The sequence below is a fragment of the Rhodanobacter sp. Soil_C_14 genome (genome assembly GCF_057657335.1).
The window spans coordinates 383,666-408,461 of the sequence record NZ_JBDGIQ010000004.1 but is presented as its reverse complement, the minus strand read 5'-3'; the positions used below and the strand labels follow the sequence as shown (position 1 = coordinate 408,461).

Annotated in this window: 25 protein-coding genes and 1 tRNA gene; 6 read left to right on the top strand and 20 right to left on the bottom strand. The window is 68.1% G+C overall.

From position 1 onward, the window contains the following. Positions 1-278: 278 nt before the first annotated feature. The 6 genes from murB to amaB all read right to left on the bottom strand — a co-directional run bounded on the left by murB (position 279) and on the right by amaB (position 5,821). Positions 279-1,307, bottom strand: a complete 1,029-nt coding sequence (gene murB / locus AC3A56_RS12540; RefSeq protein WP_487770561.1) for a UDP-N-acetylmuramate dehydrogenase — start codon at positions 1,305-1,307, stop codon at positions 279-281. Between the two features lie 10 nt (positions 1,308-1,317). Beyond that, positions 1,318-2,355: a quinone-dependent dihydroorotate dehydrogenase gene (locus AC3A56_RS12535; protein WP_056766184.1), complete on the bottom strand. Its 1,038-nt coding sequence runs from the start codon at positions 2,353-2,355 to the stop codon at positions 1,318-1,320. Between the two features lie 3 nt (positions 2,356-2,358). Then, positions 2,359-3,126, bottom strand: a complete 768-nt coding sequence (locus AC3A56_RS12530; RefSeq protein WP_487770551.1) for a class I SAM-dependent methyltransferase — start codon at positions 3,124-3,126, stop codon at positions 2,359-2,361. Next, the gene (locus tag AC3A56_RS12525; RefSeq protein WP_487770550.1) at positions 3,119-3,892 is read right to left on the bottom strand and encodes an SDR family NAD(P)-dependent oxidoreductase; all 774 of its coding nucleotides are present in this window, start codon (positions 3,890-3,892) and stop codon (positions 3,119-3,121) included. Before AC3A56_RS12525 ends, AC3A56_RS12530 begins: the two co-directional genes overlap by 8 nt. 6 nt (positions 3,893-3,898) lie before the next feature. Further along, on the bottom strand, positions 3,899-4,201 hold the full coding sequence (locus AC3A56_RS12520) for a DUF4190 domain-containing protein (RefSeq protein ID WP_056718182.1): 303 nt from the start codon (positions 4,199-4,201) through the stop codon (positions 3,899-3,901). Between the two features lie 84 nt (positions 4,202-4,285). Next, a complete protein-coding gene (gene amaB / locus AC3A56_RS12515; RefSeq protein WP_487770549.1) occupies positions 4,286-5,821 on the bottom strand; it encodes an L-piperidine-6-carboxylate dehydrogenase in 1,536 nt (511 codons plus the stop codon). A 145-nt stretch (positions 5,822-5,966) separates the two neighbouring features. Here amaB and AC3A56_RS12510 point away from each other — a divergent pair. Continuing rightward, positions 5,967-6,043: transfer RNA gene (locus AC3A56_RS12510), tRNA-Arg, on the top strand. 47 nt (positions 6,044-6,090) lie between these two features. Here AC3A56_RS12510 and AC3A56_RS12505 read toward each other — a convergent pair. Together AC3A56_RS12505 and AC3A56_RS12500 are read right to left on the bottom strand one after the other, a co-directional pair. Then, positions 6,091-7,650: a protein adenylyltransferase SelO gene (locus AC3A56_RS12505; RefSeq protein WP_487770548.1), complete on the bottom strand. Its 1,560-nt coding sequence runs from the start codon at positions 7,648-7,650 to the stop codon at positions 6,091-6,093. A gap of 82 nt (positions 7,651-7,732) precedes the next feature. Next, a complete protein-coding gene (locus AC3A56_RS12500; protein ID WP_487770547.1) occupies positions 7,733-8,860 on the bottom strand; it encodes a lytic transglycosylase domain-containing protein in 1,128 nt (375 codons plus the stop codon). Between the two features lie 194 nt (positions 8,861-9,054). On the opposite strand from AC3A56_RS12500, the gene AC3A56_RS12495 reads away from it, so the two are divergent. Next, positions 9,055-9,645, top strand: a complete 591-nt coding sequence (locus AC3A56_RS12495) for a DUF1415 domain-containing protein (protein ID WP_487770546.1) — start codon at positions 9,055-9,057, stop codon at positions 9,643-9,645. A 46-nt stretch (positions 9,646-9,691) separates the two neighbouring features. Then, positions 9,692-10,036, top strand: coding sequence for a YkgJ family cysteine cluster protein (locus AC3A56_RS12490; protein ID WP_056718186.1), 345 nt, complete (start codon positions 9,692-9,694; stop codon positions 10,034-10,036). A gap of 3 nt (positions 10,037-10,039) precedes the next feature. Here AC3A56_RS12490 and AC3A56_RS12485 read toward each other — a convergent pair whose 3' ends face one another. The 5 genes from AC3A56_RS12485 to AC3A56_RS12465 all read right to left on the bottom strand — a co-directional run bounded on the left by AC3A56_RS12485 (position 10,040) and on the right by AC3A56_RS12465 (position 15,307). Continuing rightward, positions 10,040-10,741 (bottom strand): pseudouridine synthase, encoded by a 702-nt coding sequence (locus AC3A56_RS12485; protein ID WP_487770545.1) that lies wholly within the window; start codon positions 10,739-10,741, stop codon positions 10,040-10,042. Beyond that, positions 10,738-11,808 (bottom strand): class I SAM-dependent methyltransferase, encoded by a 1,071-nt coding sequence (locus AC3A56_RS12480; protein ID WP_487770544.1) that lies wholly within the window; start codon positions 11,806-11,808, stop codon positions 10,738-10,740. The genes AC3A56_RS12485 and AC3A56_RS12480 overlap by 4 nt, the downstream gene beginning before the upstream one ends. 73 nt (positions 11,809-11,881) lie before the next feature. Further along, entirely contained in the window at positions 11,882-12,223 is a 342-nt protein-coding gene (locus AC3A56_RS12475) for a carboxymuconolactone decarboxylase family protein (RefSeq protein ID WP_487770543.1), read from the bottom strand. A gap of 90 nt (positions 12,224-12,313) precedes the next feature. Further along, positions 12,314-14,317, bottom strand: coding sequence for an OPT family oligopeptide transporter (locus AC3A56_RS12470; protein ID WP_487770542.1), 2,004 nt, complete (start codon positions 14,315-14,317; stop codon positions 12,314-12,316). Positions 14,318-14,419: 102 nt separating this feature from the next. Continuing rightward, positions 14,420-15,307 (bottom strand): pseudouridine synthase, encoded by an 888-nt coding sequence (locus AC3A56_RS12465; protein ID WP_487770560.1) that lies wholly within the window; start codon positions 15,305-15,307, stop codon positions 14,420-14,422. Between the two features lie 64 nt (positions 15,308-15,371). Between AC3A56_RS12465 and AC3A56_RS12460 the strand changes: the two genes are divergently transcribed. Together AC3A56_RS12460 and AC3A56_RS12455 are read left to right on the top strand one after the other, a co-directional pair. Beyond that, the gene (locus AC3A56_RS12460) at positions 15,372-15,929 is read left to right on the top strand and encodes a YaeQ family protein (RefSeq protein ID WP_056718191.1); all 558 of its coding nucleotides are present in this window, start codon (positions 15,372-15,374) and stop codon (positions 15,927-15,929) included. Positions 15,930-16,068: 139 nt separating this feature from the next. Next, positions 16,069-16,503 (top strand): FKBP-type peptidyl-prolyl cis-trans isomerase, encoded by a 435-nt coding sequence (locus AC3A56_RS12455; RefSeq protein WP_056718192.1) that lies wholly within the window; start codon positions 16,069-16,071, stop codon positions 16,501-16,503. Between the two features lie 102 nt (positions 16,504-16,605). Here the strand turns inward: AC3A56_RS12455 and AC3A56_RS12450 are convergent, their stop codons facing one another. Further along, positions 16,606-17,463 carry a PA4780 family RIO1-like protein kinase gene (locus tag AC3A56_RS12450; protein WP_056718193.1) on the bottom strand — a complete coding sequence of 286 codons (858 nt, stop codon included), beginning with the start codon at positions 17,461-17,463 and terminating at the stop codon, positions 16,606-16,608. Between the two features lie 61 nt (positions 17,464-17,524). After that, positions 17,525-18,520 carry an LLM class flavin-dependent oxidoreductase gene (locus AC3A56_RS12445; RefSeq protein WP_487770541.1) on the bottom strand — a complete coding sequence of 332 codons (996 nt, stop codon included), beginning with the start codon at positions 18,518-18,520 and terminating at the stop codon, positions 17,525-17,527. Positions 18,521-18,642: 122 nt separating this feature from the next. Here AC3A56_RS12445 and AC3A56_RS12440 point away from each other — a divergent pair, with 122 nt between their 5' ends. Beyond that, the gene (locus AC3A56_RS12440; protein WP_487770540.1) at positions 18,643-19,365 is read left to right on the top strand and encodes an rRNA pseudouridine synthase; all 723 of its coding nucleotides are present in this window, start codon (positions 18,643-18,645) and stop codon (positions 19,363-19,365) included. Between the two features lie 259 nt (positions 19,366-19,624). On the opposite strand, the gene AC3A56_RS12435 is transcribed toward AC3A56_RS12440, so the two are convergent. The 5 genes from AC3A56_RS12435 to AC3A56_RS12415 form a co-directional block, all read right to left on the bottom strand. Beyond that, positions 19,625-20,338, bottom strand: a complete 714-nt coding sequence (locus tag AC3A56_RS12435) for an ion channel (RefSeq protein ID WP_487770539.1) — start codon at positions 20,336-20,338, stop codon at positions 19,625-19,627. 89 nt (positions 20,339-20,427) lie between these two features. Next, entirely contained in the window at positions 20,428-23,148 is a 2,721-nt protein-coding gene (locus tag AC3A56_RS12430) for an Ig-like domain-containing protein (protein ID WP_487770538.1), read from the bottom strand. 142 nt (positions 23,149-23,290) lie between these two features. Next, positions 23,291-23,761, bottom strand: coding sequence for a GNAT family N-acetyltransferase (locus AC3A56_RS12425; protein WP_487770537.1), 471 nt, complete (start codon positions 23,759-23,761; stop codon positions 23,291-23,293). Between the two features lie 3 nt (positions 23,762-23,764). Further along, positions 23,765-24,523 (bottom strand): dimethylarginine dimethylaminohydrolase family protein, encoded by a 759-nt coding sequence (locus AC3A56_RS12420; protein WP_487770536.1) that lies wholly within the window; start codon positions 24,521-24,523, stop codon positions 23,765-23,767. After that, positions 24,520-24,741, bottom strand: coding sequence for an oxidoreductase-like domain-containing protein (locus AC3A56_RS12415; protein ID WP_082542748.1), 222 nt, complete (start codon positions 24,739-24,741; stop codon positions 24,520-24,522). Before AC3A56_RS12415 ends, AC3A56_RS12420 begins: the two co-directional genes overlap by 4 nt. Positions 24,742-24,796 lie beyond the last annotated feature (55 nt).

The following is a 24,796-nucleotide window of genomic DNA, read 5'->3' as shown; positions in this document are numbered from 1 at the left end:
GGCGGGTGGAGGATCAGCCCGCAGGGTGCCTGACATGGATGTCAGGCAGTTTGGCGTCAGGGCAGGATGCCCTGTCGACAAACCCCGTAACCCGCACGCGAACCTCGCAGGCAGGATGCCTGCGAGGCGCGGAAGCGGGGTGGCCTCTCTTTGGGCCACGTTTCTCTGGCCACACAGAGAAAGGTGGCTCGGCTGCCGCAGGCAGACGAAAGCTTCTCGCTCTGATGCACAAGAACAGGCAAAAGCATCGCGCACAGGGTGCGCGCCGACACAACCGCTCAGCGCGCGCCGATCACCACCGGCTCAGGTTCCAGCTGCACGCCGAACCTGGCGTGCACGCCGTGCATCACCTGCTGCGCCAGTGCCCACAGTTGGGGGCCGGTGGCGTGGCCGTGGTTGACCAGCACCAGCGCGTGCCGGTTCGAGATGCCGGCATCGCCTTCGCGGTAACCCTTGAAGCCGGCGGCTTCGATCAGCCACGCGGCGGAAAGCTTGCTGCGGCCATCCGCTTGCGGCCAGGCGGCCAGTTCGGGATGCTCGCGTTTCAGCGCATCGGCCAGCGCGGCGTCGACGATGGGGTTCTTGAAGAAGCTGCCGGCGTTGCCGATCACGGCCGGATCGGGCAGTTTTTTCGTGCGCAGGTGCACGACGGCTTCGGCGACGTGGAAAGGTGCGGGCTTGTCGATGCCCATCCGCGCCAGCTGCTCGTCGATGCCGGCGTAGTCGGTGCGCAGTGCGCGGTGGCGGGGCAGCACGAAGCGCACGGCGGTGACGATGTAGCGACCTGGCTCGTGCTTGAACAGTGAGTCGCGATAGGCGAATGCGCAGGTGGCGTGGTCCAGCGTCACCACGCGGTGCTGGCGGGTATCCCACGCTTCCACACTTTCGACGAATTCGGCCACTTCGCAGCCGTAGGCGCCGATGTTCTGGATCGGCGCGGCGCCCACGGTGCCGGGGATCAGGATCAGGTTTTCCAGGCCGGCGTAGCCCTGGCCCAGCGTCCAGCGCACGAAGTCGTCCCAGCGTTCGCCCGCGGCCACCGCGATGCGTGCGCTGTCGCCGTCGCTTTCCACCTGCACGCCGCGGGTTTCCATCGCCAGCACGGTGCCGTCGAAGTCGCCGGTGAACAGCATGTTGCTGCCCTCGCCCAGCACCAGCAAGCGGCCGTTGCGCACGGCGGGAAAGTCGAGCAGTTCGGGCAGCTTGCTGGCGTCGCGGATTTCCGCCAGCAACGTGGCGCGCGCATCGACGCGCAGCGTGTTGCGGGTCGCCAGCGAGGCGTTTTCGATCAGCGTGTAACCACCCATGTCGGTGCGCTCAGACGGCATGGGCGGCCTCGCGCTGGCGACGGATTTCGTTGACGCATTCGCCGACCAGGTGCGGGCCGCGATAGACCAGGCCCGAGTAGACCTGCACCAGCGAGGCGCCGGCGTCGAGTTTCTCGGCCGCGTCGCTGCCTTCGAGGATGCCGCCCACGCCAATCAGCGCAATGCGTCCCTGCAGGCGCTTGTGCATGCCGGCCAGCACCGCGGTGGAACGCGCGAACAGCGGCTTGCCGGACAGGCCGCCCGCCTCGCCGCCGCGCGGGTCATCCGCCACCGACTCGTGATCGATCGTGGTGTTGCTGCAGATCACCCCGTCGATGCCGGTGCGCAGCAGCACCTCGGCGATGGCGTCCAGCTCCGCTTCGGAAAGATCCGGTGCGATCTTCAGCAGCATCGGCTTGCGCTTGCCGGCTTGCGAACCCAGCCGCTCCTGCGCCGCCCGCAGCACGGAAATGAACTTGTACAGCGTGGCTTCCTGCTGCAGGTCGCGCAGTCCGGCCGTGTTCGGCGAGGAGATGTTCACCGTGACGTAGCTGGCGTGTTCGTAGACCTTGTGCAGGCAGGTCAGGTAATCGTTGACCGCCTTCTCGTTCGACGTGTCCTTGTTCTTGCCGATGTTGATGCCGAGCACGCCGTGGTAGCTGGACTGCTGCACGTTGCGCACCAGCGCATCGACGCCGCCATTGTTGAAACCGAGCCGGTTGATGATCGCCTCGTGCCCTGGCAGGCGGAACATGCGGGGCTTGTCGTTGCCCGGCTGCGGCAGCGGCGTGACCGTGCCGACTTCGATGAAGCCGAAGCCCAGCGCATCGAGCGCGTCCAGGTATTCGGCGTTCTTGTCCAGGCCGGCCGCCAGGCCGACCGGGTTCGGAAAGGTAATGCCGAACACCGTGGTGGGCAGGTCCGCCGGCGGCTTGGCGATCCAGCGGGCGAAGCCGCTGCGCTGGGCCACGCCCAACCCGTACAGGGTGAGGTGATGTGCCTTCTCGGCGTCGAGCTGGAACAGCAGCGGGCGCAGGATGTCGTACATGGATCAGACCGGTTGGCCCGCGAAGATGCGGGTGTCGTAATCGAAGCTTACCGTGCCGTCTTCGGCGCAGTTGTCGAACAGTTCGCGCAGCGCCTGCAGCATCGGTTCATGCTGCGGATGCCCCGCCTGCGGCGCATACGAGGATGACATCAGGCGCCCGCGCAGCGCGTCGAAGTCCAGCCGCTGGCCATGCCCGAAACTGGCGCTGCCGCGGTAGCCGGCGCCGAACCAGACGCGCATGTGTGCATCGTCGGCGTAACGCTCGGCCACGCTGGTGTAGTCGGTGCCGAAGCGCAGCAGCAAGGCCTCGTAGCCTTCGAAGAAGCGCGTGCCGGTGAGCCGGCGCGAATTCCACCAGATCGCCACCAGCCCTTGCGGACGCAGGATGCGCGCGAACTCGCGCCGTGCCGCCGTCTCGTCGAACCAGTGGAACGCCTGCGCCACGGTGACCAGATCCACGCTGGCATCGGCCAGCTTGGTGGCGTCGGCGCGGCCGTCGACGGCATCGAAGCGGTCGTACCTGCGCAGCCATTGTTCGGCGGCGGCGCGCATCGGCGCATTCGGCTCCACCGCCGTCACACGGTAACCCGCATCGAGGAACATCTTCGAGGAGATGCCGGTGCCCGCACCCACGTCGGCCACGCGCCAGTGGCGATCCACGCCCTGCTCGCGCTGCAGCCAGTCGAGCAGCGCCACGGGATAGTCGGGGCGATAGCGCACGTAGTCGTCGACGCGATCGCTGAAGCGCGTGGTGGACTGGAAGTCAGCCACTGAGCATCTGCCCGCCGTCGACGACCAGGGTCTGGCCGGTGATCCAGCCCGCGAACGGCGAAGCGAGGAACAGCGCGGCGTGGGCGATTTCCTCCGGCGTGCCGAAGCGGCCGAACGGAATCTTCGCCAGCGTGGCGCGGTACAACTCCGGCTGCTCCACCCGGCGCCGCTCCCACAGGCCATCGGCAAACGCGATCGAGCCGGGCGCGATCGCGTTGACGCGGATGCGCTCGCCGGCCAGCGCCAGCGCCTGCGAGGTGGTGTAGTGGCTCAGCGCCGCCTTCACCGCGGCATAGGCCGCGCCGTTCGCACGCGGACGGAAGGCGGCGATCGAACTGGTGTGCAGGATGCAGCCGTGGGCCGACGCCTTGAGATGCGGCAGCGCCGCGCGCGAGGCGCGCACCGCGGCCATCAGGTCGACGTTGAAGCCGGCCAGCCAGCTCTCGTCGCCTTCGTCGAAGCCGTAACCGCTGGCGTTGTTGACCAGCACGTCGATGCCGCCGAGCACGCCGGCGGCATTCGCCACATAAGCTTCGATCGCCTTCGCATCGGCCAGGTCACAGCCTTGCGCGTGCGCGACCACGCCGTGGGCCGCGATGGCCTGGCGAGTTTCCTCGAGAGCTGTTGCGCCACGGGCGCAGATGGAGACCCCGGCGCCAACGGCGGCAAAACCCAGCGCGATGCTGCGGCCGATGCCACGGCTGCCACCGGCCACGACGACGCGATAGCCGCGGAAATCGAACGGAGCCGGCAGCGCCTTGTTCATGCGCCGTCAGTGCCAGCCGGCAAATGCGAAACCGAAGATCAGCACCGCCATCAGCAGGAAGATGCCCAGCACGCACAAGGCCAGCTGGACGTAGCCGAGCACCAGCCCGGCCACCGCCATGCCGTCACCTTCCATGCGGTTGTCGATCGGGCTGCGGCGGATCTCGCCGCGTGCCAGGTGACCGCAGACGATCGCCACCAGCGCACCGATGAACGGCAGCAAGATCCACGTCAGGATGCCGAACACCAGGCTCACCACCGCCAGCGAACTGGTCGTGTTGCCCGGTCGATAAGACGGTTGATAGCTCATCGTTCGCTCACTCGTGAGGGAGGTGGCACAACGCCTTCATGCATCGGACGGCCACGGACGGCGAACACCCGTGGCCGACTTTCGTCACACCGTGAACTTGATGCCCTGCGCCAGCGGCAGCGCGTCGGAGTAGTTGATGGTGTTGGTCTGGCGGCGCATGTAGACCTTCCACGCATCCGAACCGGATTCGCGGCCGCCACCGGTTTCCTTCTCGCCGCCGAACGCGCCGCCGATCTCCGCACCCGAGGTGCCGATGTTGACGTTGGCGATGCCGCAGTCGGAACCCGCCGCCGACAGGAACTGCTCGCCCGCGCGCAGGTTGTTGGTGAAGATCGACGAGGACAGGCCCTGCGGCACGTCGTTCTGCATGTCGATCGCTTCGTCCAGCGTCTTGAACGGCATCACGTAGAGGATCGGCGCGAACGTCTCGGTCTGCACCACGTCGTCGGAATTCTTCACGCCGGTGACGATGGTCGGCAGCACGAAGTTGCCCTTGCGGTCGGTCAGCGCCTTGCCGCCGGTGCGCACGGTGCCGCCGGCGGCCTTGGCGTTCTCCACGGCCTTCAGGTAGCCCTGCACCGCTTCCTGGCTGTTCAGCGGACCCATCAGCGTGGTGGCCAGGGTCGGGTCGCCGATCTTGCCCTCGACCTGCTGATAGGCCTTGACCAGGGTGTCGAGCACGCCGTCGAAGATCGACTCGTGCACGAACAGGCGGCGCGTGGTGGTGCAGCGCTGGCCGGCGGTGCCGACGGCACCGAACACGATGCCCGGGATCGCCAGCTTCAGGTCGGCGGTTTCATCGAGGATGATCGCGTTGTTGCCGCCCAGTTCCAGCAGCGAGCGACCCATGCGCTGCGCCACGCGCTCGCCGACCATGCGACCGACCTTGGTCGAGCCGGTGAAGCTGATCAGCGGGATGCGCTTGTCGTCGACGAAGGCCTGCGCCAGGTCGCTGCCGGCATCGTTGAACAGGAAGAACAGGTCGGGGAAGCCGGCGTCCTTCAGCGCCTCGTTGCAGATCTTCATCGTGGCGATCGCCGACAGCGGCGTCTTCGGCGACGGCTTCCAGATGCAGATGTCGCCGGCAATGGTGGCCAGCATGGCGTTCCACGCCCACACCGCGACCGGGAAGTTGAACGCGCTGATGATGCCGACCAGGCCCAGCGGATGGTACTGGTCGTACATGCGATGACCCGGTCGTTCCGAATGCATGGTCGAGCCGTACATCATGCGGCTCTGGCCCACCGCGAAGTCGGCGATGTCGATCATCTCCTGCACTTCGCCGTCGCCCTCGGGCTTGATCTTGCCCATCTCCAGCGCAACCAGCGAACCGAGCGCGTCCTTGTGCTTGCGCAGCGCTTCGCCGCACAGGCGCACCGCTTCGCCACGCTGCGGCGCGGGCGTGGTGCGCCACACCTTGAACGCGGCCTGGGCGCGCTGGACGATCACTTCATAATCGGCGGCGCTGGACGCATGCACGGTGCCGAGCACTTCGCCGGTAGCCGGGTTCACCGGCTGCAACGCGCCGGCGTCGGTGGTCTTCGACCACTCGCCCTGGCCGAGGTAGCTGCCGGACTGCTCGCCGTCGAGGCCGAGCGCGCTGAGGATTGCATGGGACATGGATGTCTCCTGGACATGCGGCGCCTGCCGGCACCGTGGATGAAATCGGTAATTCGCCATTCTAGCAGGGGCAACCACCTTGCTCCCTCCCTCTGGCGGCAGGGGAGCAGCAGAACCGCGCGATCCATGCGAAAATCCCGGCGCTGCCCTCGTAGCTCAGTTGGATAGAGCGGCCCCCTCCTAAGGGGCAGGTCGGACGTTCGAATCGTCTCGAGGGCACCATTTTCCCAGCACGAAGGCCGGCATCGCCGGCCTTCGTGCTTTCCGGCTCAGGAACTGCACGACAGCATCGAGCAACCGGCCTTGTGCCGCGCCCAGTCCGGGCGCTTTTGCGCGAACGCCTCGCGGCCGGGCTGGTCGTCGTACGGGTGGCGCAACACGTCGAGCAGCTCGGTGATGCCGTCGAGGTCGCCCTGCCCGGCCCGGTCGATCGCCTGCTGCGCCAGGTAATTGCGCAACACGTAACGGGGGTTGGCCAGGCGCATCTGCTCGCGACGCTGTCCCGCCGGCAACGGATCGTCGGCCAGCCGCGCCGCGTAGCGGCGCAGCCAGTCGTCGAGCGCCGGCTCGGCCTCGCGACGTTTCGCTTCGTCGTAGAAAGCCGCGGCGAATGGCGCCAGCGTGGGCGCCCGCGTGTCAAGGTCAGCCAGTGCGCGAAACCACAGCGTCATGTCGATCTCGGCCTGCTGCAGCAGGGACTGCAACGACTGCATCAGGGCCACGTCGTCATCGCGGCATTCGGCGAAGCCGAGTTTCGCGGCGATATTCGCCCGATCGGCAGCGCCATGGGCGGCCGCGTAGCGATCCAGTCCCGCCTGCAGCGGCGCCACGTCGGCAAACAGCGGCGCCAGCGCGCCGGCCAGCCGGCTCAGGTTCCACCAGGCCACGTCCGGCTGCTGGCCGAAGCGGTAGCGGCGACGCTGCGCGTCGGTGGTGTTCGGCGTCCAGTCCGGATCGTAGTTGTCGATCCAGCCGTAGGGACCGTAGTCGATGGTGAGGCCCAGGATCGACATGTTGTCGGTGTTCATCACGCCGTGCACGAAGCCCACCCGCATCCAGTGCGCGATCATCGCGGCGGTGCGCTCGCAGACCTGGGCAAACCACTCCGCGTACAGCGCCTCGCCCTGCCCCTGCAGTTCGGGGAAATCACGCCGGATGGCGAAGTCGACCAACTGCCGCAGCAACCCGATGTCGCCGCGCGACGCCGGCAGTTCGAAGTTGCCGAAGCGGAGGAACGAAGGCGCCGCGCGGCAGACGATGGCGCCCGGCTCGGTGGCCGCGTTGCCGTCGTAGAACATGTCGCGCAGCACCGGCTCACCGGTGCCGACCAGACTCAGCGCCCGCGTGGTGGGCACGCCCAGGTGGTGCATCGCCTCGCTGCACAGGAATTCGCGTACCGACGAGCGCAGCACCGCGCGGCCATCCGCGCCGCGCGAATACGGTGTCAGGCCCGCGCCTTTCAACTGCAACTCCCAACGTTCGCCGGCAGCATTGATCACTTCGCCCAGGGAGATCGCCCGGCCATCGCCGAGCTGCCCGGCCCAGTGGCCGAACTGGTGGCCGCCGTAGTTCGCCGCATACGGCTGCATGCCGTCGAGCAGCGCGTTGCCGCCGAACAGTTGCGCGAACTCCGGCGAGGCCACGTCGGCTTCGCTGAAGCCCAGCGTGGCAGCCATCTCCGCCGAATGCGCCAGCAGCCGCGGCGCAGCCACGGGCGTGGGATCGATCCGCGAATACAGCGCGCCTTCGACCTGGCGCGGGCCCGCGCCCTGCTGCGGATCACCGGGCAGGTCACGGACGAAGGCGTTGTCGAAGCGCAGCTGGAACATGCTGATAGTGACCGCGGGAGGTGCTGCCTATATCCGGGCGACCGCCCCGCGATGCAAGGCGCTCGCCTGCGACCGGAGGAAGCTAGCGCGCCACCGGCCCCTGCCTGGCCGACTTGCGATGCTGCGCCTTCAGCCGGTCGTAGACGGTCAGCACGGCCGTGCCGTAACCCCTGGCCAGGCTGGGCGTGCGGCTGTGGTAATAGCCCACGCCCATCACGCGATCGCGGGTGCGGCGCATGCCGTCGCGGAGGATTTTTGCCCCGACGGTGATGTTGGTGCGCGGATCGAGCAGGGTCAGCGGGTCGCGCACCGCGTCGCGGTGCATCGGGTAATAGACCTGCATGATGCCCACGTCCTGCACCGCCGAACCGAACTGGCTGGCCGCGGCCATCTGCAGTTGCACGTGCTGGCGATCGCCCCGCACCAGATGGTCGTCGACGCGGAACAGCCACGGCGTCGGCGCCACCCGGCCGTCCGGATACAGCGACTTCGATTCCACCAGCGCCACGCTGTACAGCAACAGCGGGTCGATGCCGTAGGTCTTGCCCACCTGGGCCCACAGGCTGTGGCGCGAACGGATGTCCAGGTCGGGCTCGGCAATCGGCATCATCAGGTCCATCGTGCTGACTTCGCTGAGCAGGCGGTCGGCGGACGGCGCGGGAGGCGTCCGCTGTTCCGCGGCATACGGCGGAATCGCCGGAGCCGCCGCTGGAGCGGCCACCTCCCTGGGTGGCACGGCCGTGACCAGGGCCGGCGCTCCGGGCGCCGGTTGCGCCGTCATCGCGGGAGCCGTCGCATGCCCGGGATGGCGCCCGCCGCCAAAGCCGATCGCTGTCGCAAGACACGCCGCGGCCAGGATCGCCGGTGCAAGGTAGCGCGGCGCCGATGGCAGGGAGGCGGTGACCAGGGCCGGCGTGCGCGCCGCGAAGTGACGCCAGGCGGCGAACGCTGCCGTCCATCGTCCACGATGGCCTGGCACCTCGCGTGGCGTCGATTCGCGGCGCCGACGCACCAGCGCATGCCGCGCCGGCGCGGGCGTGGCAGGCCTGGCCCGGGGATCGGGGCGGCGCTGGGGTCCGCGGAAACGACTGGCCGTCGGCGCGCACGCGGTCGCCGCCGCGGCGCGCGCCACGGCGGGGCGAGGAGCTTCCGGCTTTTCGCCGGGCGCCAGGTGGGTCGCACCTGTCATCCGGCCGCTCGAACCATCCACGAATCCATCCTCACCATGCGACCGGGCAACGCCGCGTTCAGCGGTGGCCGGCGAAGGGAAACCTTCACCCAAGCAAGCCGCGTGCCCGGAATGCGTCGGACATCATCGCACGTCATCTGCGCGCCGCAACCAGTCCGTGCCGGTGGCCCGCCCGCAACGGCTATAGTCAGGCTCGTCCCCGAACCGGAAATCGCATGATCCCGTCCCCCGCCAACGAGCTGAACGCCGACGCCCTGCCCGGGGACGCGCCCTACCTGGCGGCCACCACGCGCTGGCTGGAACGGGCGGTGATCGGGCTGAACCTGTGTCCGTTCGCCCGCGCGCCCCACGTGCAGGGCAAGCTGCGCATGCGGGTGAGCCAGGCGCGCGATACCGACGCGCTGCTGGACGACCTTTGCGGCGAGCTGCAGTCGCTCAACGCGCTGACGGCGGAGGAATGCGAGACCGGCCTGCTGATCCATCCGTTCGTGCTGGGCGATTTCCTCGACTACAACGACTTCCTCGACGTGGCCGACGCGGCCGTGCAGACGCTGGGACTGGAAGGCGAATGGCAGGTGGCCAGCTTCCATCCGCAGTACCAGTTCGCTGACAGCGTGGCGGACGACGTGGAGAACTTCAGCAACCGCTCACCCTTCCCCACCCTGCACCTGTTGCGCGAAGCGAGCGTCGAACGCGCGATGGAACAGATGAGCGACACCGACGCGATCTATCGCCGCAACCAGGAAACCCTGCGCCGGCTGGGTGCGGATGGCTGGCAGGCGTTGTGGGACGACAAGGCGGACTGATCGTCGCCTCAACATCCTGTTCATCGCGGCAGTGCCAAGCTGGCGCATGAATCCCTCTCGCGCACAGCCCGTCGACCGTTACGCCGAAAGCATCGACCCCGGCGTCCACTGCAATACCTGCGAAGCCGTGTGCTGCCGCCTCACCGTGGTGCTGATGCCCGACGACCACGTGCCCACGTGGCTGATCGATCGCGACGAACACGGCATGGAAACCCTGGCCAAGGGCGAGGACGGCTGGTGCGCGGCGGTCGATCCGAACACTTCGGGCTGCACCATCTATGACGAACGCCCGGGCATCTGCCGCAAGTTCGCGATGGGCAGCCCCAGCTGCCGCGACGAGCGGCACAAGTGGTTCGGCGCCACGATCCCCACCGCGGTGCACATGTTGTAGGCGCTAGGTCGCGAAGATCAGCGCGATCTCGTCGGCATCCAGCGCACGCCATTCGCCCAGCGGCAGCTCGCCCAACGCGAGCCTGCCCACCGAGATCCGCTGCAGGGTCTCGACATGGTTGCCGGTGGCGGCAAACATTCGCCGCACCTGGTGATAGCGGCCCTCGGTGACGCTGAGCCGCGCATGGCGCGGGCCCAGCACTTCAAGGTTCGCCGGCGCCAGCGGCTCCTTCTCCGATTCCAGCATCAGGCTGCCGCTGGCAAACAGCGCGCCTTCGTCGCCGCGCAGATCCTGCGCCAGCGTCGCCTCGTAGACCTTGGTCACCTGCGCCTTGGGTGAAATGATCCGGTGCAGCAGCGCACCGTCGTCGGTGAACAGCAGCAGGCCGGAGGTGTCCCGATCGAGCCGGCCCACGCTGGACAGCGCCGGCGAGCGCACGCTGTAGCGCGGCGGCAGCAGGTCGTAGACCACCCGTCCCGGGTCCTTGCGCGAGCAGGTGACGCCCAGCGGCTTGTTCAGCATCAGCACCAGGCCGGGCGGCGGATCGAGCGGCTCGTCGTCGACGCGGATGGTCTCGTACGGCACCACGTCGTCGGCGTACAGCACTTCGCCCTCGGCATCGGTGATGCGGCCGGAACGGAACAGCGCCGTGACGTCCTTGCGACTGCCATAACCCAGGTTGGCGATCAGCTTGACCAGTTTCATCCCCGCACTCCCACCGCTTCGATCACCTTGAATCCTTCCTGCACGACCAGCATGCGCACGTCATGAAAACGCGAGGCCAGCACGGCCTCGTAGGGCAGATGGCGATTGGCCACCAGCAACAGGCGGCCGTCCGGCTGCAGCGCCTCGGCCGCGCTGACAATGAACGCGCGGCCCAGCTCGGGCAGGTCGGCGCGGCCTTGGTGGAACGGCGGGTTGCTGACGATGGCGTCGTAGCGCCGCGCCAGGCCGCGGGTGACGTCATGCCAGTACACCGCCACCGCGAGTTCCCTGCCGGCTTCGCGTTTCGCCCGGGTCAGGTTGAGTCGCGCCGGCTCCAGCGCGCGCGCCTCGGCCTCGTACAGGTCGATCGCCTGCACTCGCGGGCAGCGCGCGATGACCTGCGTGGAAAGATAACCGTAGCCGCCGCCGAGATCGGCCACGCTGCCGCGCAGGTCCGCCGGCAGATGCGCGGCCAGCAATGCCGAAGCGCGATCGATGCGATCCCAGGCGAACAGGCCGGGGCGGCTGATGTAGCCGTCCATGATTTCGCGGGACGCGTCCAGCACCAGCCACTCGGCCAGCAAGGCCTGATCCACGGTGTCGGCAGACGGCGTGCTCCAGAACACCCGGCACTTGTGCTTGGACTGGTGCTGCACGGCGCCGGCCAGTTTCGCCAGGTCCGCCTCGCCCGACTTCGCGCCCTCGGCATTCGGCATCGCCGCCAGCAGCACGCCGCCGGCAGCCACGTGCTGCAACCCGCGGGCGAACAGCGCGCGGGCTTCGTCGCGCTGGCGCGGCGGCAGCAGCAGCACCAGTGAAAATTTCTCCCCGGCCGCCGGCTCGCCCACGCTCAGGCCGTTGCGCGCCAGTTCGTCGGCAAACGGCAGGAAGCCCTGCTCGCACAGCCAACCCGGCTGCGCCATTTCGCGCAGGCGCACGCCCGCGCGGGCGCGCAGGAACAGCACGCGACCGTCTGCCGGCAAGGACAACTCACCGGACTCGAACGGCACGAACAGGGCCGCCAGCGCCGCATCCGGCGCGGCAGCGGAAACTCCGGCAACCGTCACGTCATCCCTCGACCATCAAAAACGATGGCGGCATTGTACGTGGCGGCGCCTTGTATCCGCGCCGATTGCCGACTCAACCGCCGCTGTGCGCGTTGACCGCATCCATCGCGCGGGCGGAATACACCAGGGCCGCGCCGGCGTTCATCGCCACCGCGACACCGAGTGCTTCGGCAATTTCCTCGCGACTGGCGCCATGCTTCAGCGCCTCGCCCACGTGCACCGTGATGCAGCCGTCGCAGCGGGTGGTCACCGCCACCGCCAGCGAGATCAGCTCGCGCGTCTTCGCATCCAGGTGACCGGTCTTTTCGCCGGCGGCGGACAGGGTCTGGTAGCCCTTCAGGGTATCCGGACTCAGCTTGCCGATCTCGCCGATCCGGCCCAGCAGTTCCTTGCGGTATTGCAACCAATCCAGCATGACGGTCACCTCGTTGTCGTGGCAGCCGGGCGACCTGCCCCGCCGCAGCGCGATCATGCGCCACGGCGCGGACAAATGCCCGTCAACCCGTCAACCGGCCGCGGGTGTACGGCCCAGTCGGGCCACCCAGCGATACAGCGCCACGTTGACCGCGATGAAGGCAATTCCGCCGATCCAGATCGCCGCATTGGCGAAGCCGCCGCCGACCAGGGCCAGCGGCGCCTCCTTGCCGGAGAACACCACGATCGCGGCGATCAGCACGCCGATGATGCTCTCGCCCACGATCATGCCCGAGGCCAGCAGCACGCCCAGCTGCTTGGTCGCTTCCGGGTCGCGCGCGCGGTCGGCGCGCTTGTCGAAGTACCAGCCGACGATCGCGCCGACCACCACCATCAGCGTGGTCGAGGTCGGCAGGTAGATGCCCAGGCCCACCGCCAGCGGCGGCAGCGAGGCGGACTTGCTGCTGCGTCCCAGCACCGCGTCGATGATGATCAGCACCACGCCGATCGCGCCGCCCAGGATGATCAGGCTCCAGTCGATGTTGCCCTGTATCACGCCCTGCGCCAGCGCGGAGATCAGTCCGGCCTGGGGCGCAGCCAGCGCGCGCGCCGGGTCGACGCCCGGCATGCCGGCGAAACCGTAGGCCTGGTTGACCAGGTCCAGCACCGGCGGGATCACCGCCGCGCCCACCAGCACGCCGGCGACCAGCGCCACCTGCTGCTTCCACGGCGTGGCGTCGACCAGCTGGCCGGTCTTCAGGTCCTGCAGGTTGTTGTTGGCGATGGTAGCCACCGAGAACACGATCGAGGTGGCGAACAGCGCGAACGCCACCAGCCCCTTGCCCGCGCTGACCGGCAGTTGCGACTGCACGCCGGCGACCAGCAACAGCGCCGCCACGATCACCACCAGGATGCCCACGCCCGAAAGCGGGCTGTTGGACGATCCGATCAGGCCGGCCATGTAGCCGCACACCGCCGAGACCAGGAAACCCATCACCACCACGAACACCAGGCCGCCGGCCAGCAGCAGACCCAGGTGGTCGCCCAGGCCGGTATCGCCGGCGAAATCACCCAGCAGCCAGGCGATAGGCAGCAGGCACAGCAGGCTGACCAGGCCGACGATGCCGATCGGCATGTCCAGCTCGGTACGGGGCAGGCTGGCGCCCTGGCCGGACTTGCGCGCCCGCGACGAGGCCATCGCCGCGGCAAGTCCGCCGATCACCGGCTTGACCAGCTTGGCCAGCGTCCAGATCGCCGCCACGCCGATCGTGCCGGCGCCGATGAAGCGCACCTTGCTGCTCCACGCCGCCTGCGCCACGTCCGCCGCGGCACCGGTGACGCCAACAAGCAGCCCGGTGTAATGCGGCACCGCCCAGCCCCACGCGATCACCGCGCCGAACAACATGGCAAGGCCGACCCACAGCCCCACCAGGTGCCCGACTGCCAGCAGCGCGAAGGAAAGATTGAAGTCGTAGCCGGTCGCCGAACCGCGATCGTCGAGGCGGAAATACTGCGCCACGTTGCTGCCGAACACGCGGGTGGCCACCACGATGGCGAACAGCGCCGAGACCACCGAGCCGCCCATCACGGCGAGCAGGCCGGCGCGGCTGCTCTCTTCCGTGGTGGATTCAGAATCGTCGCCGCCGCCCACCTTCAGCACTTCGGCGCAGGCCACGCCTTCCGGATACGGCAGGTCGGAATCGGTGACCAGCGCGCGGCGCAGCGGGATCGTGTACATCACGCCCAGGATGCCGCCAGTGGCGCAGATGCCGAAGGTGATCCAGAACGGGAAGCCGGTCCACCAGCCGACCATGACCAGACCGGGCAGCACGAAGATGATCGCCGACAAGGTGCCCGCCGACGAGGCGATCGTCTGCACGATGTTGTTTTCCTGGATGGTCGAGTTCCTGAAGTTGCGCAGGATCGCCATCGAGATCACCGCCGCCGGAATCGAGGTGGCGAAGGTCAGGCCGGCCTTGAGCCCGAAGAACACATTGGCCGCGGTGAACACCAGGGTGATCACGATACCGATGATCAACCCACGTACGGTCAACTCGGTGCGTGGCGCGCTGATGGAAGCTGGTTTTGCACTCACAGATGACTCTCCCCCGGATGGATGCTGCGGTGGAAGATAGCGTGGAATGGCCGCGGGTGGTTACCGATGGCGCGAAACGGCGTGCCCGCAGGTGCCGCCCACCTACAGCGTCAGGACGCTCGCGAAGTGCCGCGGTTGTCCGGACAACGGATCGACGAACGCCAGCTCCTTCGCCAGCAATTTCAGCGGCCGAAGGTGATCGTCGGCGGCCGGCTCGGCCAGCGCCGGATACAGGGGATCGCCGCTGATCGGTGCCCCCAGCGCGGCCATGTGCAGGCGCAACTGGTGCTTCCTTCCGGTCCGCGGGAACAGCGCATAACGCCAGTCACCGGCGCCCTGTTCGATCACCTCGATGCGCGTCTCGCTGTTCGCCTCGCCTGCCGCCTCGCGCATCCGGAAGAACGGCTCGCCGGCAACGATGCGCGAGCGCCGCAGGTGCGGAAACACCAGCCCGGGCAAGGCCGGCGCCATTGCCTCGTAACGCTTGTCGATGCGCCGCTCGCGGAACAGCGCCTGATACGCGGCGCGGCTGGCCGGGTTGGCCGAGAACAGCACCAGGCCCGCGGTGAGCCGGTCGATCCGGTGCAGCGGCACCAGCGCGGGGTTGTCCAGTCGCTGGACCAGCCGGCGCAGCAGGGTCTGTTCGACGAAGCCACCGGCCGGCGTCACCGGCAGGAAGTGCGGCTTGTCGGCCACCACCAGGTGCTCGTCCACATGCAGCACGGTTTCGCCGAACGGGATCACCGGCTCATCCGCCACCTCGCGGTAGTAGTGGATGCGCAGCCCCGCCCGGTACGGGGTCTGCGGCGTGATCGCGCCGCCCTGCCCATCCAGCACGCGTCCGCGTTCGATGCGGTCCAGCCATTGCGCGCGGCTGATCGCGGCGAAGTGCGTACACAGCGCGTCGAGCACGGTCGCCCAGTGGCCCGGCGGCAGGTGCACCGTGCTGGCGCGGGCGTCACGGGTGAAGCTGGGCGTGGGCGACTTCATGCCCGCACAGTGTAGGTGCTGCCCGGCGCGTACAATGGTCGGCTTGTTGTCTCCAGGTACGCCCATGGCACTGAACTCCACCATCTACAAAGTCGAACTGCAGGTCAGCGACATGGACCGGCATTACTACGCCACCCATGCGCTGACCCTGGCGCGGCATCCGTCGGAAACCGAAGAGCGCCTGATGGTGCGCCTGCTCGCGTTCGCGCTGTATGCCGAGGATCGCCTGGAGTTCGGCAAGGGCATCAGCGACGAGGACGAACCGGCGCTGTGGCGCAAGGCGTATACCGACGAGATCGAGCTGTGGATCGAGGTCGGCCAGCCCGACGAGACGCGCATCCGCAAGGCCTGCGGCCGTTCGCGCCAGGTGGTGGTGATCAACTACGGCGGCAACGCGGCGGAAATCTGGTGGAACAAGAACGCCAGTGCGCTGGCCCGCAACAAGAACCTCACCGTGCTGGACATTCCCGTCGCCACGGTGGCCGAGCTGGTGGCACTGCTGCAGCGTGGCATGCGCCTGCAGGCGCTGATCCAGGACGGCCAGTTGCAGTTGATGAACGATGCCGATGCCGTGGCCGTCGAGCCGTTCAAGCGCATGGTCGCCGCCGAACTGGTGAGCTGAGCGTCTGCCACAAAGCCGAAAAACGCCGGAATTCCCTCCCCTGCTCGGCAGGGGAGGGCTGGGGTGGGGTCCACGCCGCCACAAAGCTTGCGAACACGTAATACCCTGTCCCTTTCCATCCACCTTCCCGGAGTCACCCATGCGCTGGTTGCTGCCCCTGCTCACCGTGTTCGCCCTCGCCGCCTGCAGCACGCCGCCTCCGGCGCACGCCAGCGGCAAGGTCGACAAGCTCACCATCATCGACACCCGGGTCGGCACCGGTGCCGAGGCCAAGCCCGGCATGGACGTGCTAGTGCAGTACACCGGCTGGCTCTACGACGACAGCGCCAAGGACAAGCACGGCGCCAAGTTCGACAGCTCGTACGACCACGGCGCGCCGTTCAACTTCCCGCTGGGCGCCGGCCGCGTGATCGACGGCTGGGACCAGGGCGTGGCCGGCATGAAGGTGGGCGGCAAGCGCACCCTGCTGATTCCCGCCGAGCTCGGCTACGGCGCGCGCGGCGCCGGTGGCGACATCCCGCCGAACGCCTCGCTGGTGTTCGACGTGGAACTGGTCGACGTCAGCACGCATTGACGCGCCCCACAGGCGTAGGACGGGCACTGCCCGCCAGCTTTTTGCTTGCGTCATGCGCGGAATGAAGAGCGGCGGGCCAGTGCCCGCCCTACGCCGCGAAGCTCAGTCTTCCTGCGCCGCGGCCTCGCGCCCCTGCTGGCGGATGATCGCTTCCTCGCGCGCGTCGATGATCGACTGCATCACGCTGTCCACGTCGGCGATGGTCTCGTCGAACTCGAAGTGGCCGGTGAGTTCGCTGTCCGGGTGCAGTTCACCCAGTTCGTACAGCGCCCACATCTCCTCGCCATAGTGGGTGTCCAGCAGCTCCGGCGCGAAGCGCGACAGGCTGATGCTGATGTTGCCCACGTCACGCCGCAGCATGGTGCGGGCGTTGTTGTTGCCCGAGGCGCTGACCGCCTGCGGCAGGTCGATGATCACCGGGCCGTCCGGTCCCACCAGCACGTTGTATTCGGAAAGGTCGCCGTGGATCAGGCCCACGCACAGCATCCGCGCCACCTGCTGCATCAGGAAGCGGTGGTACTCGCGGGCGGTGTCGGCCGACAGTTCCACCTCGCCCAGCCGCGGCGCCGAGTAGCCCTCCGCGTCGGTGACCAGCTCCATCACCAGCACACCGCTGAAATAGCCGTAGGGTTTGGGCACGCGCACGCCGGCGGCGGTGAGCTGGTAGAGCGCGTCGACCTCGGCATTCTTCCAGGCGGCCTCGGCCTCCTTGCGGCCGAATTTGGTGGCCTTGCCCATCGCGCGCATCTGCCGGCTGCCGCGCACCTTGCGGCCTTCCTGGTATTGCACGCGCGCCTGGAAACTGCGCTGCGCCATGTCCTTGTAGACCTTGGCGCAACGGATGTCCTCGCCCGAGCGGACGACGTAGACGGAGGCTTCCTTGCCGCTCTTCAGCGGTCGCAGCACCTGATCGATCACGCCTTCGTCGATCAGGTCCTGCAGGCCCTTGGGGGTTTTCATGCGTGGAAGAGCTTCGCGATGGGAGAACAACGCCCATTATGGCCGATTGGCGCCCCGGGACTCATGCTGCCTGCAGCCGATCGCGCGCCGCGGCCGCCAGCTCGAACGAACGCCGCCGCGCCCCGTGCTCGAACACGTTGGCGGTGAGCAGCAGTTCGTCCGGCCGGTGCCGCCCGATGAAGGCGGCGATGCCCTGTTCCACCGTGGCCGCGTCGCCGACCACGGCACAGGCCAGCGCGCGCTCCACCATCAGCTTTTCCGGCGGCGTCCAGTAGGCCTCGATGTCGTCGATCGGCGGCGGGATCAGCCCCGGCCGGCCACGACGCAGGTTGATGAAGTTCTGCTGCTGGGTGGTGAACAGCCGGCGCGCCTCGGCATCGCTGTCGGCGGCGACCACGTTGAGGCCCAGCATCGCGTACGGCTGCTGCAGGCGGGCGGAGGGCTGGAAATCGCGCCGGTACAGCGTCAGCGCCTCGTCCATCGCGTCCGGCGCGAAGTGCGAGGCAAATGCGAACGGCAGGCCGAGCTGCGCCGACAGCTTCGCGCTGAACAGGCTGGAGCCGAGCAGCCACACCGGCACCTCGACGCCGGCGCCGGGGACGGCGCGCACCTGCTGTCCGGCCACGGCGGGCTCGAAATAGGCGAGCAGTTCCAGCACATCCTGCGGAAAGCTGTCCGCGCCATCGAAGTAGCGGCGCAAGGCACGCGCGGTGGCCTGGTCCGTGCCCGGCGCACGGCCCAGCCCCAGGTCGATCCGGCCCGGGTGCAGCGAAGCCAGCGTGCCGAACGCCTCGGCCACCTGCAGCGGCGAATGGTTGGGCAGCATGATGCCGCCGGCGCCGACGCGGATGGTCGAGGTGCCCGCCGCCACGTGGCCGATCAGCACCGCCGTCGCGGCGCTGGCGATGCCGGGCATGTTGTGGTGCTCGGCCAGCCAGTAGCGGCGATAGCCCAGCTGTTCGCCCAGGCGGGCCAGGTCCAGCGTGTTGCGGAACGCCTGGCTGGCGTCGCTGCCTTCGGTCACCGGGGCCAGGTCGAGAATGGAAAACGGGATCATGTCGTGACTCATGCCAAAACGGATGACTTCGATGTGGGGACATCCGGCGCCGATTGCCAGCCGCCGATTTCCCGCGCCGAAGCCGGCCTACAATGGCCCACCCTCACCCGCTGGCATGCCCGATGACCGAATCCCTCCGCCTGGCCAAGCGCGTCGTCGCGCTGGCGCAATGTTCGCGCCGCGAGGCCGAGCAGTACATCGAGGGCGGCTGGGTGCGGGTCGACGGCATCGTGGTGGAAGAACCGCAGTTCATGGTCGACACGCAGAGCGTCGAGATCGACCCGGCTGCCAAACTGGCGCCGCTGGAGGCAGTCACCCTGGTGCTGCACAAGCCGGCCGGCTACGACGCGGGCGACGGCCCGAACCCGGCCCGCGCGCTGGTCACGCCGGCCACCCGATGGGCCGACGACGCTTCCGGCGTGCGGCCGTTGCAGCGGCACATGCACGGCCTCGGCGCGCCGCTGGCCTTGCCCACCGCTGCCAGCGGCCTGCTGGTGTTCACCCAGGACTGGCGGGTCAGCCGCAAGCTCACCGAGGACATCGACCGGATCGAGCAGGAATTCGTGGTCGAGGTCAGCGGCACGCTGAAGGAGAACGGCCTGGCCCTGCTCAACCACGGCCTCAGCTTCAACAACTACGCGATGCCGCCGATCAAGGTCAGCTGGCAGAGCGAGCAGCGCCTGCGCTTCGCCTTCAAGCAGATGTCGGCGAGCCGGATCGAGCCGATGTGCCACGCGGTTGGCCTCAAGGTGCTGGCGATGAAGTGCCTGCGGGTGGGGCGCATTCCGCTGTCGAAACTGCCGCCGGGGCAATGGCGCTACCTGGCCCCCGACGATCGCATCTGAGCACCCTGCCCGGAACCGGCAGAACGGCTTAGACTTGCCCATGCGTCACTGCCAACCATCCACATCGCGGAGAGCAACATGAGCAAGGGCATGGATTCAAAGAAGGACGAGAAGAAGAAACCGGCCAAGACCATGAAGGAAAAAAAGGCGGCCAAGCAGGAAAAGAAGAAGAACAGCAAGTAAGCGCCCGCTGCCCCGGCGGACCGCGAGTCACTGCGGTTGCGCCGGGACACCTCGCCCGGCGCATCTGTCGCTGTCGCTACTCGCCCTTGCGCAACAGGGTCAGTCCGATCAGTCGCGACACCACCAGCGCCATGTACATCACCCCCACGAACATCTCCAGGCCGGCCACCGCACGGGCGTGCACGGTGACCGGAATGACGTCGCCGATGCCGGTGCTGGACATCAGGGCAAAGCTCAGGAACAGCAGCTCGGTCCAGCTGCGCGGCGCATCCGGATTCACCGCCGCCGCGAAACAGCCCGGCTGCAGGGTCTGGCACAGCACGAACAGATAGGTGAACGCCCAGACCAGCAGGGTGAACGTGGCGCCGGCCGCGAACAGCTCGTCGCTGGTGGCGCGCCGGTCCGCCAGCATGTAGCGGATCAGGCAGATCGCCGCGTAGAAATAGAACAGCGACTCCAGCGCCGCCCACCAGGGTTTCAGCCCCGGCAGGCCGAGTGTCAGGTCGAGCACGTTGAACAGCACCGCCGGCACCGCGATGGCGGCACTGACCCATGCCCGCCCCGGCGTACGCTGCACCATCGCGATCGCCAGGCACAGCACCAGCACGCCGAACGCGCCGAACAGTGCGCGGGCCGGACGGGTGTGTTCGATGAACGGGTACAGCAGCAGCCCGATCAGCTGCACCAGCAACAGCACCGCCGAAGGGTGCCGCAGGATGCGCACCAGCCAGCGCAGGTGCGCGTAGCGGATCAGCTTGCCGGTGGTCCCGGTCGCGTCGATGTCACTCATCCCTCGTTCCCTGCACGGCGTCGACCCGATGCAGTGTAGCTGCAGCCGCGAGCATGGCGGGAAGCTTGTGCTTCCCGCCATGTGCGCACTCACTGCGCCTCGACGCCCACGTCGTCGATCACGAACGAGGTCGCCAGGCTGGCGTCTTCCTTGCCGTAGAAATTGATCTGCACGGTCTGCCCCTTGTACGCATCCAGGCTGATCGTGTGTTGCTGGTAGCCGCTGGCGGCGTTGGTGTTGGAGAAGCTGGCCAGGTTGATGTACTTGCCGGTCGAGGTGATCAGCTGCACCTGCAGCGTGTCGTACGCGGTGCTGCCCGACTCGGCGGTGTCCACATGCAGGAAGAACTTCAGCGTGGCATGGGCAACGGTGACGGGAATGCTGAACTGCTGGCGCACGTAGTCGGTGTGGCTGCTGCCGTAGCCGTCCAGCCACGCCTTCCAGCTGCCGGCATGCGCGGGCTCGCTGCTGTCACTGGTGATCACTCCGCTGGTTTGCGTCCATCCCGTCGTGCCGCTTTCAAAGCCGCCGTTGGCGATCAGTTGCGCCGGGGAGCTGGTGGAATTGGACACGCTGAAGGCCACGGCCGTACTGCTGCCGACGTTGCCGGCGGCGTCGTACGCCCTGGCGATCAGCGCATGCGTGCCGTCGCCCAGCGTGGTCGAGTCCAGCGTCGCGCTGTACGGCGAGCTGACGTCGGTGGCCTTGAGCGTGCCATCCACGTAGAACTCCACCCGTGCCACGCCGACGTTGTCGCTGGCGGTGGCATTGAACGTGATGCTGCCACTGCTGCCGCTTTCGGAGGCGCTCACCGTGGGGGCGGTGCTGTCGCCACTGCTGCCGTTGGACACGCTGAAACTGACCGGACTGCTGCTGCCGACGTTGCCGGCCGCGTCATACGCCCTGGCGATCAGCACGTGCGTGCCGTCGCCCAGCGTGGTCGAGTCCAGCGTCGCGCTGTACGGCGAGCTGTCATCGGTGGCCTTGAGCGCGCCGTCCACGTAGAACTCCACCCGCGTCACGCCGACGTTGTCGCTGGCGCTGGCATTGAAGCTGATGCTGCCGCTGCTGCCATTCTCGCTGGCGGTCGCGGTCGGCGCCGTGGTGTCGCCGCCACCACCGGAACCCTCGGTCACCCATACCGGCGCCGACCACAGGCGCAGGCCGTTGGCCTGGGTGATCTTGGCGTAATAGAAATGCTCGCCCGCCGCCGGCGTGACCGTGGTCGTGGCCGTCTCGGACAGGCTGGTGACGCTGCCATTGCTGCCGGGCACGCCCTCGAACAGTTCCACGTGCTGCGCCGTCTGGCCGGAAGTGCTGGCGTAGTTCACGTCGAGCGTCAGCGGACCGCTGTTGGCGAAGCGCTCGCCCATCACGTGGCCGTTGGCGGTCAACACGATCTGCGCGGTCTTGTCCTCGGTGGCGAACACGCGCCGGGCGCGCAGTGCGTCGAGGAAGCTGTCCAGGCTCAGCGCGGTGCCGGTCGGGATCAGCACGCCGGTGCGGTTGCTGAAGCTGGCGCCCCAGTTGGCGCAGTGGTTGTCCTGGTCCGAACTCGGCGCCACGTGGTAGCCGCGTTCGAGAATCGTGTTGAAGGCGATCTCGTAGTTGGGCCGCACGGTTTCCGATTCGGTGGTGTTCACCGAGAACGCCGAGCTGTTCAGCACTTCGGCCAGCACCATCACCTGGTCGCCATCGGCGGTGTAGCCAAAATTGGTACCGCCGACCACGAACTGGCCGCTCTGCGCGGGATGGTTGAACTGGCCGATCCAGCCCTTGCTGCGCATCAGCGTGTACAGCGAGCCGTAGTCGCCCTTGGCGATCTCGTAGTCGCCGATCAGCTGGCCGGCGCTGTTCTTCTCCCACTCGATCAGGCCGTCGGCGTTGAAGATGTTCATGTGGCCGCCGTTGCTGATCACACCCCATTCCTGGCCGTAGATCGCCAGGAAGTTCGGGTGCGCGGCACGGAACGCGGCGGCGGCCTGCAGGCCCGAGGCGAACAGGTTGTGCGCGGCGGCCGGGCTGGCCGACGTGTTGGTGCCGGTGGAGCCGTCGTACATGTGGTTGTGCTCGGACGTCATCAGCATGTCCAGGCCGCGACCCATCGCGTACTGGTAGGCATCGGTCGGGCCGTAGGCACTGCTCTGCGGATTCTGCTCGCCGTGGCAGGTGGCGAGGTCGCCGCCGCCGTCGCTGTGGTTGGTCTGGCTGTGCAAATCGCCGTACCAGACCGTGTAGGGCAGCCCGCCAGTGCTGGCCGCGAAGGTCTGCGGGGCAGCATGCTGCGCCAGCGCGGTGAAGTGCGGCATGACCGCCGCCGGCACATGGCTGATCTGGATTTCCTGGCGTTGCTCGGTGATCGCCTCGGGCGCGAGGCGTTCGGCCAGCGCCAGCGCACGACTGGCCAGGCCGCTGCCGATGCGGCGCGCGTTGTCATCGTCCAGCGCGATCGCGCGCAGACGCAGGCTGTAGTAGCCGGCGGGCAGCGGCTGGTGGCGCGCACCGAGGCCGTCCCAGTGAATGCTGGCCTGCGCCTGGCGCGTGTGCAGCACGGAGCCGCCATTCCATTCGCGCAGCGACTGGCCATCGCGATCGAGCAGCGCGACCTGCCACGCCACCGGCGTGCCCGGGTTGGCCCCGGGGTATTCGAAGTGCATAACGATGTCCCGCCCTGCCGTCGCCTGAAACGGCACCTGCAGTGCGGCGTCGAATTCCTGGTGATCCGGCAGCAGCGGAGCGGCCAGCGTCGGCCAACAGGCCACGCATCCCGCGAGCACCAGGCTGCGGACGATCTTGTTGTTCCACGACATTGATAAATCCCTACGCGTTGGCAAGGATTCCCCCGGCGCGTTTTATATGCGACCGGCGCTTGCCGCGGTATGACCAAAATTCGTAGTTGCGGCGACAGCCGGCGCAAGAACTCGCGGACCGGCGCGGGTCAGGAGGCCCACTTCACGGCCGATCCAGATGCATCGGCTGGGTCACCAGGCCGTTGTCGCTGATCTTCAGCGGCCCGCTGCTGACGAAACCCAGATGCCGGTAGATCGGCACCGCCATCGCCGAGGAATTCAGCGTGAAATGGCGCGTGCCGGCACGGCGGAACGCATCGTCCATCGCGCGTTGCCACAACCGGCGGGCGATGCCGTGGCCGTGCAGACGCGTGCTGACGAAGAACTGGAACAGGTGCGATTCGTCGCGCATCGCCGCCACGCCCACCAGGCGCTCGCCATCCTGCCAGGCCAGCTGGAAGCGTTGGCCGGCCAGGATCTTGCGCCGGATCACCCGGGCGCCCATGCCGTAGAGCAGCGACGCTGCCGCGCTGGCCGGTTGCTCCGGCAGGATCCAGCGCCGGGTCACCCGCCGCGCCAGCACGCCGATCGCGCGGGCGTCCTGCGGGCGAGCCAGGCGGTAACGGATGAGCACGGTTCAGTCCGTGGCGCGAAAGATCAGGCTGCAGCAGGTCACCGCGCCTTCGGCCTTCTGCAATTCGGAGACGTCGACGACAGTCACCGCGAAACCTGCGTCGAGCAGGCGTTGCCGCGTGCGCGGAAAGCTGGCCGGCATCAGCAAGGCATCGCCGATGCGCACCACGTTCGCCGCATGCGGCTCGGCCGGATCGACTTCGATCACCCGGAAATCGGCGAAGCGTGCGCGGTCCACCCAGGCCGGCTGCAACAGCACGGTGTGGTCGTCGAGCTGGGTCACCGCCGATTTCAGATGCAGGCAGCCGTGCGTGGGCACGCCTTCGACGGCGTAGCCATGTCCGGCCAGCAGTTCGCGCAACTGCCCGATGCCTGCGGCATTGCTGCGTGCCGACTCGCCGACATGCAGCGTGCGGCCCAGTCGCAGCACGTCGCCGCCGTCGATGGTGCCCGGCGCCTCGATCGCCAGCAGCGGTCGCCACTCGCCCAGCGCCGCGGCGATGCTGGCCACCTCGCCGCGTCTGGACGCGGCGCCGGGACGGGTCAACACGGCCACCTCGTCCAGCACGATCGCGGTGTCCTCGACGAACACCGAGTCGGGCAAATCGGCTTCGGCCGGCAGCGCGATCACCCGGCAACCCAGCGTTTCCAGCGCGTGCTGGTAGGCGTGATGCTGCGGGCTGGCCTGCGCCACATCGATCGCGGCGCGTTCGACGAACGACAGCTCGCAATCGCCGAGTGCCGGGCTGACCTCACGCGTCATGGCGATCCACATGGTTCGATTCCCCTTGCTTGTCCCGGATGGCGCGCATGCCATGCGGCCAGCGCGCGCTCGTAACGCTCCAGCGCCTCGTCGTACACGTCGTACACGCAGCGCACGCAACCCTCGCCGCAGCAATCGGCGGCATCGGGCTCGGGCGGACGCACCGGTGGCGGATCGTGCGGATCGGCCACCGGTGCGACAGGTTCATCGGAATTCACGGCGCTCCTGCGGGCATCGGCGAATAGGCGTGTCGCCCTGATGGTGCCGCCAGAC

Coding starts and splice junctions, on each gene's coding strand:
- AC3A56_RS12435 (WP_487770539.1), bottom strand. CDS start 20,338: ATGAGTGACATCGACGCGACCGGGACCACCGGCAAGCTGATCCGCTAC.
- AC3A56_RS12450 (WP_056718193.1), bottom strand. CDS start 17,463: ATGAAAACCCCCAAGGGCCTGCAGGACCTGATCGACGAAGGCGTGATC.
- AC3A56_RS12535 (WP_056766184.1), bottom strand. CDS start 2,355: ATGTACGACATCCTGCGCCCGCTGCTGTTCCAGCTCGACGCCGAGAAG.
- murB (WP_487770561.1), bottom strand. CDS start 1,307: ATGGGTGGTTACACGCTGATCGAAAACGCCTCGCTGGCGACCCGCAAC.
- AC3A56_RS12505 (WP_487770548.1), bottom strand. CDS start 7,650: ATGTTCCAGCTGCGCTTCGACAACGCCTTCGTCCGTGACCTGCCCGGT.
- AC3A56_RS12455 (WP_056718192.1), top strand. CDS start 16,069: ATGCGCTGGTTGCTGCCCCTGCTCACCGTGTTCGCCCTCGCCGCCTGC.
- AC3A56_RS12420 (WP_487770536.1), bottom strand. CDS start 24,523: ATGACGCGTGAGGTCAGCCCGGCACTCGGCGATTGCGAGCTGTCGTTC.
- AC3A56_RS12445 (WP_487770541.1), bottom strand. CDS start 18,520: ATGATCCCGTTTTCCATTCTCGACCTGGCCCCGGTGACCGAAGGCAGC.
- AC3A56_RS12495 (WP_487770546.1), top strand. CDS start 9,055: ATGATCCCGTCCCCCGCCAACGAGCTGAACGCCGACGCCCTGCCCGGG.
- AC3A56_RS12525 (WP_487770550.1), bottom strand. CDS start 3,892: ATGAACAAGGCGCTGCCGGCTCCGTTCGATTTCCGCGGCTATCGCGTC.
- AC3A56_RS12485 (WP_487770545.1), bottom strand. CDS start 10,741: ATGAAACTGGTCAAGCTGATCGCCAACCTGGGTTATGGCAGTCGCAAG.
- AC3A56_RS12475 (WP_487770543.1), bottom strand. CDS start 12,223: ATGCTGGATTGGTTGCAATACCGCAAGGAACTGCTGGGCCGGATCGGC.
- AC3A56_RS12490 (WP_056718186.1), top strand. CDS start 9,692: ATGAATCCCTCTCGCGCACAGCCCGTCGACCGTTACGCCGAAAGCATC.
- AC3A56_RS12460 (WP_056718191.1), top strand. CDS start 15,372: ATGGCACTGAACTCCACCATCTACAAAGTCGAACTGCAGGTCAGCGAC.
- amaB (WP_487770549.1), bottom strand. CDS start 5,821: ATGTCCCATGCAATCCTCAGCGCGCTCGGCCTCGACGGCGAGCAGTCC.
- AC3A56_RS12440 (WP_487770540.1), top strand. CDS start 18,643: ATGACCGAATCCCTCCGCCTGGCCAAGCGCGTCGTCGCGCTGGCGCAA.
- AC3A56_RS12465 (WP_487770560.1), bottom strand. CDS start 15,307: ATGAAGTCGCCCACGCCCAGCTTCACCCGTGACGCCCGCGCCAGCACG.
- AC3A56_RS12430 (WP_487770538.1), bottom strand. CDS start 23,148: ATGTCGTGGAACAACAAGATCGTCCGCAGCCTGGTGCTCGCGGGATGC.
- AC3A56_RS12520 (WP_056718182.1), bottom strand. CDS start 4,201: ATGAGCTATCAACCGTCTTATCGACCGGGCAACACGACCAGTTCGCTG.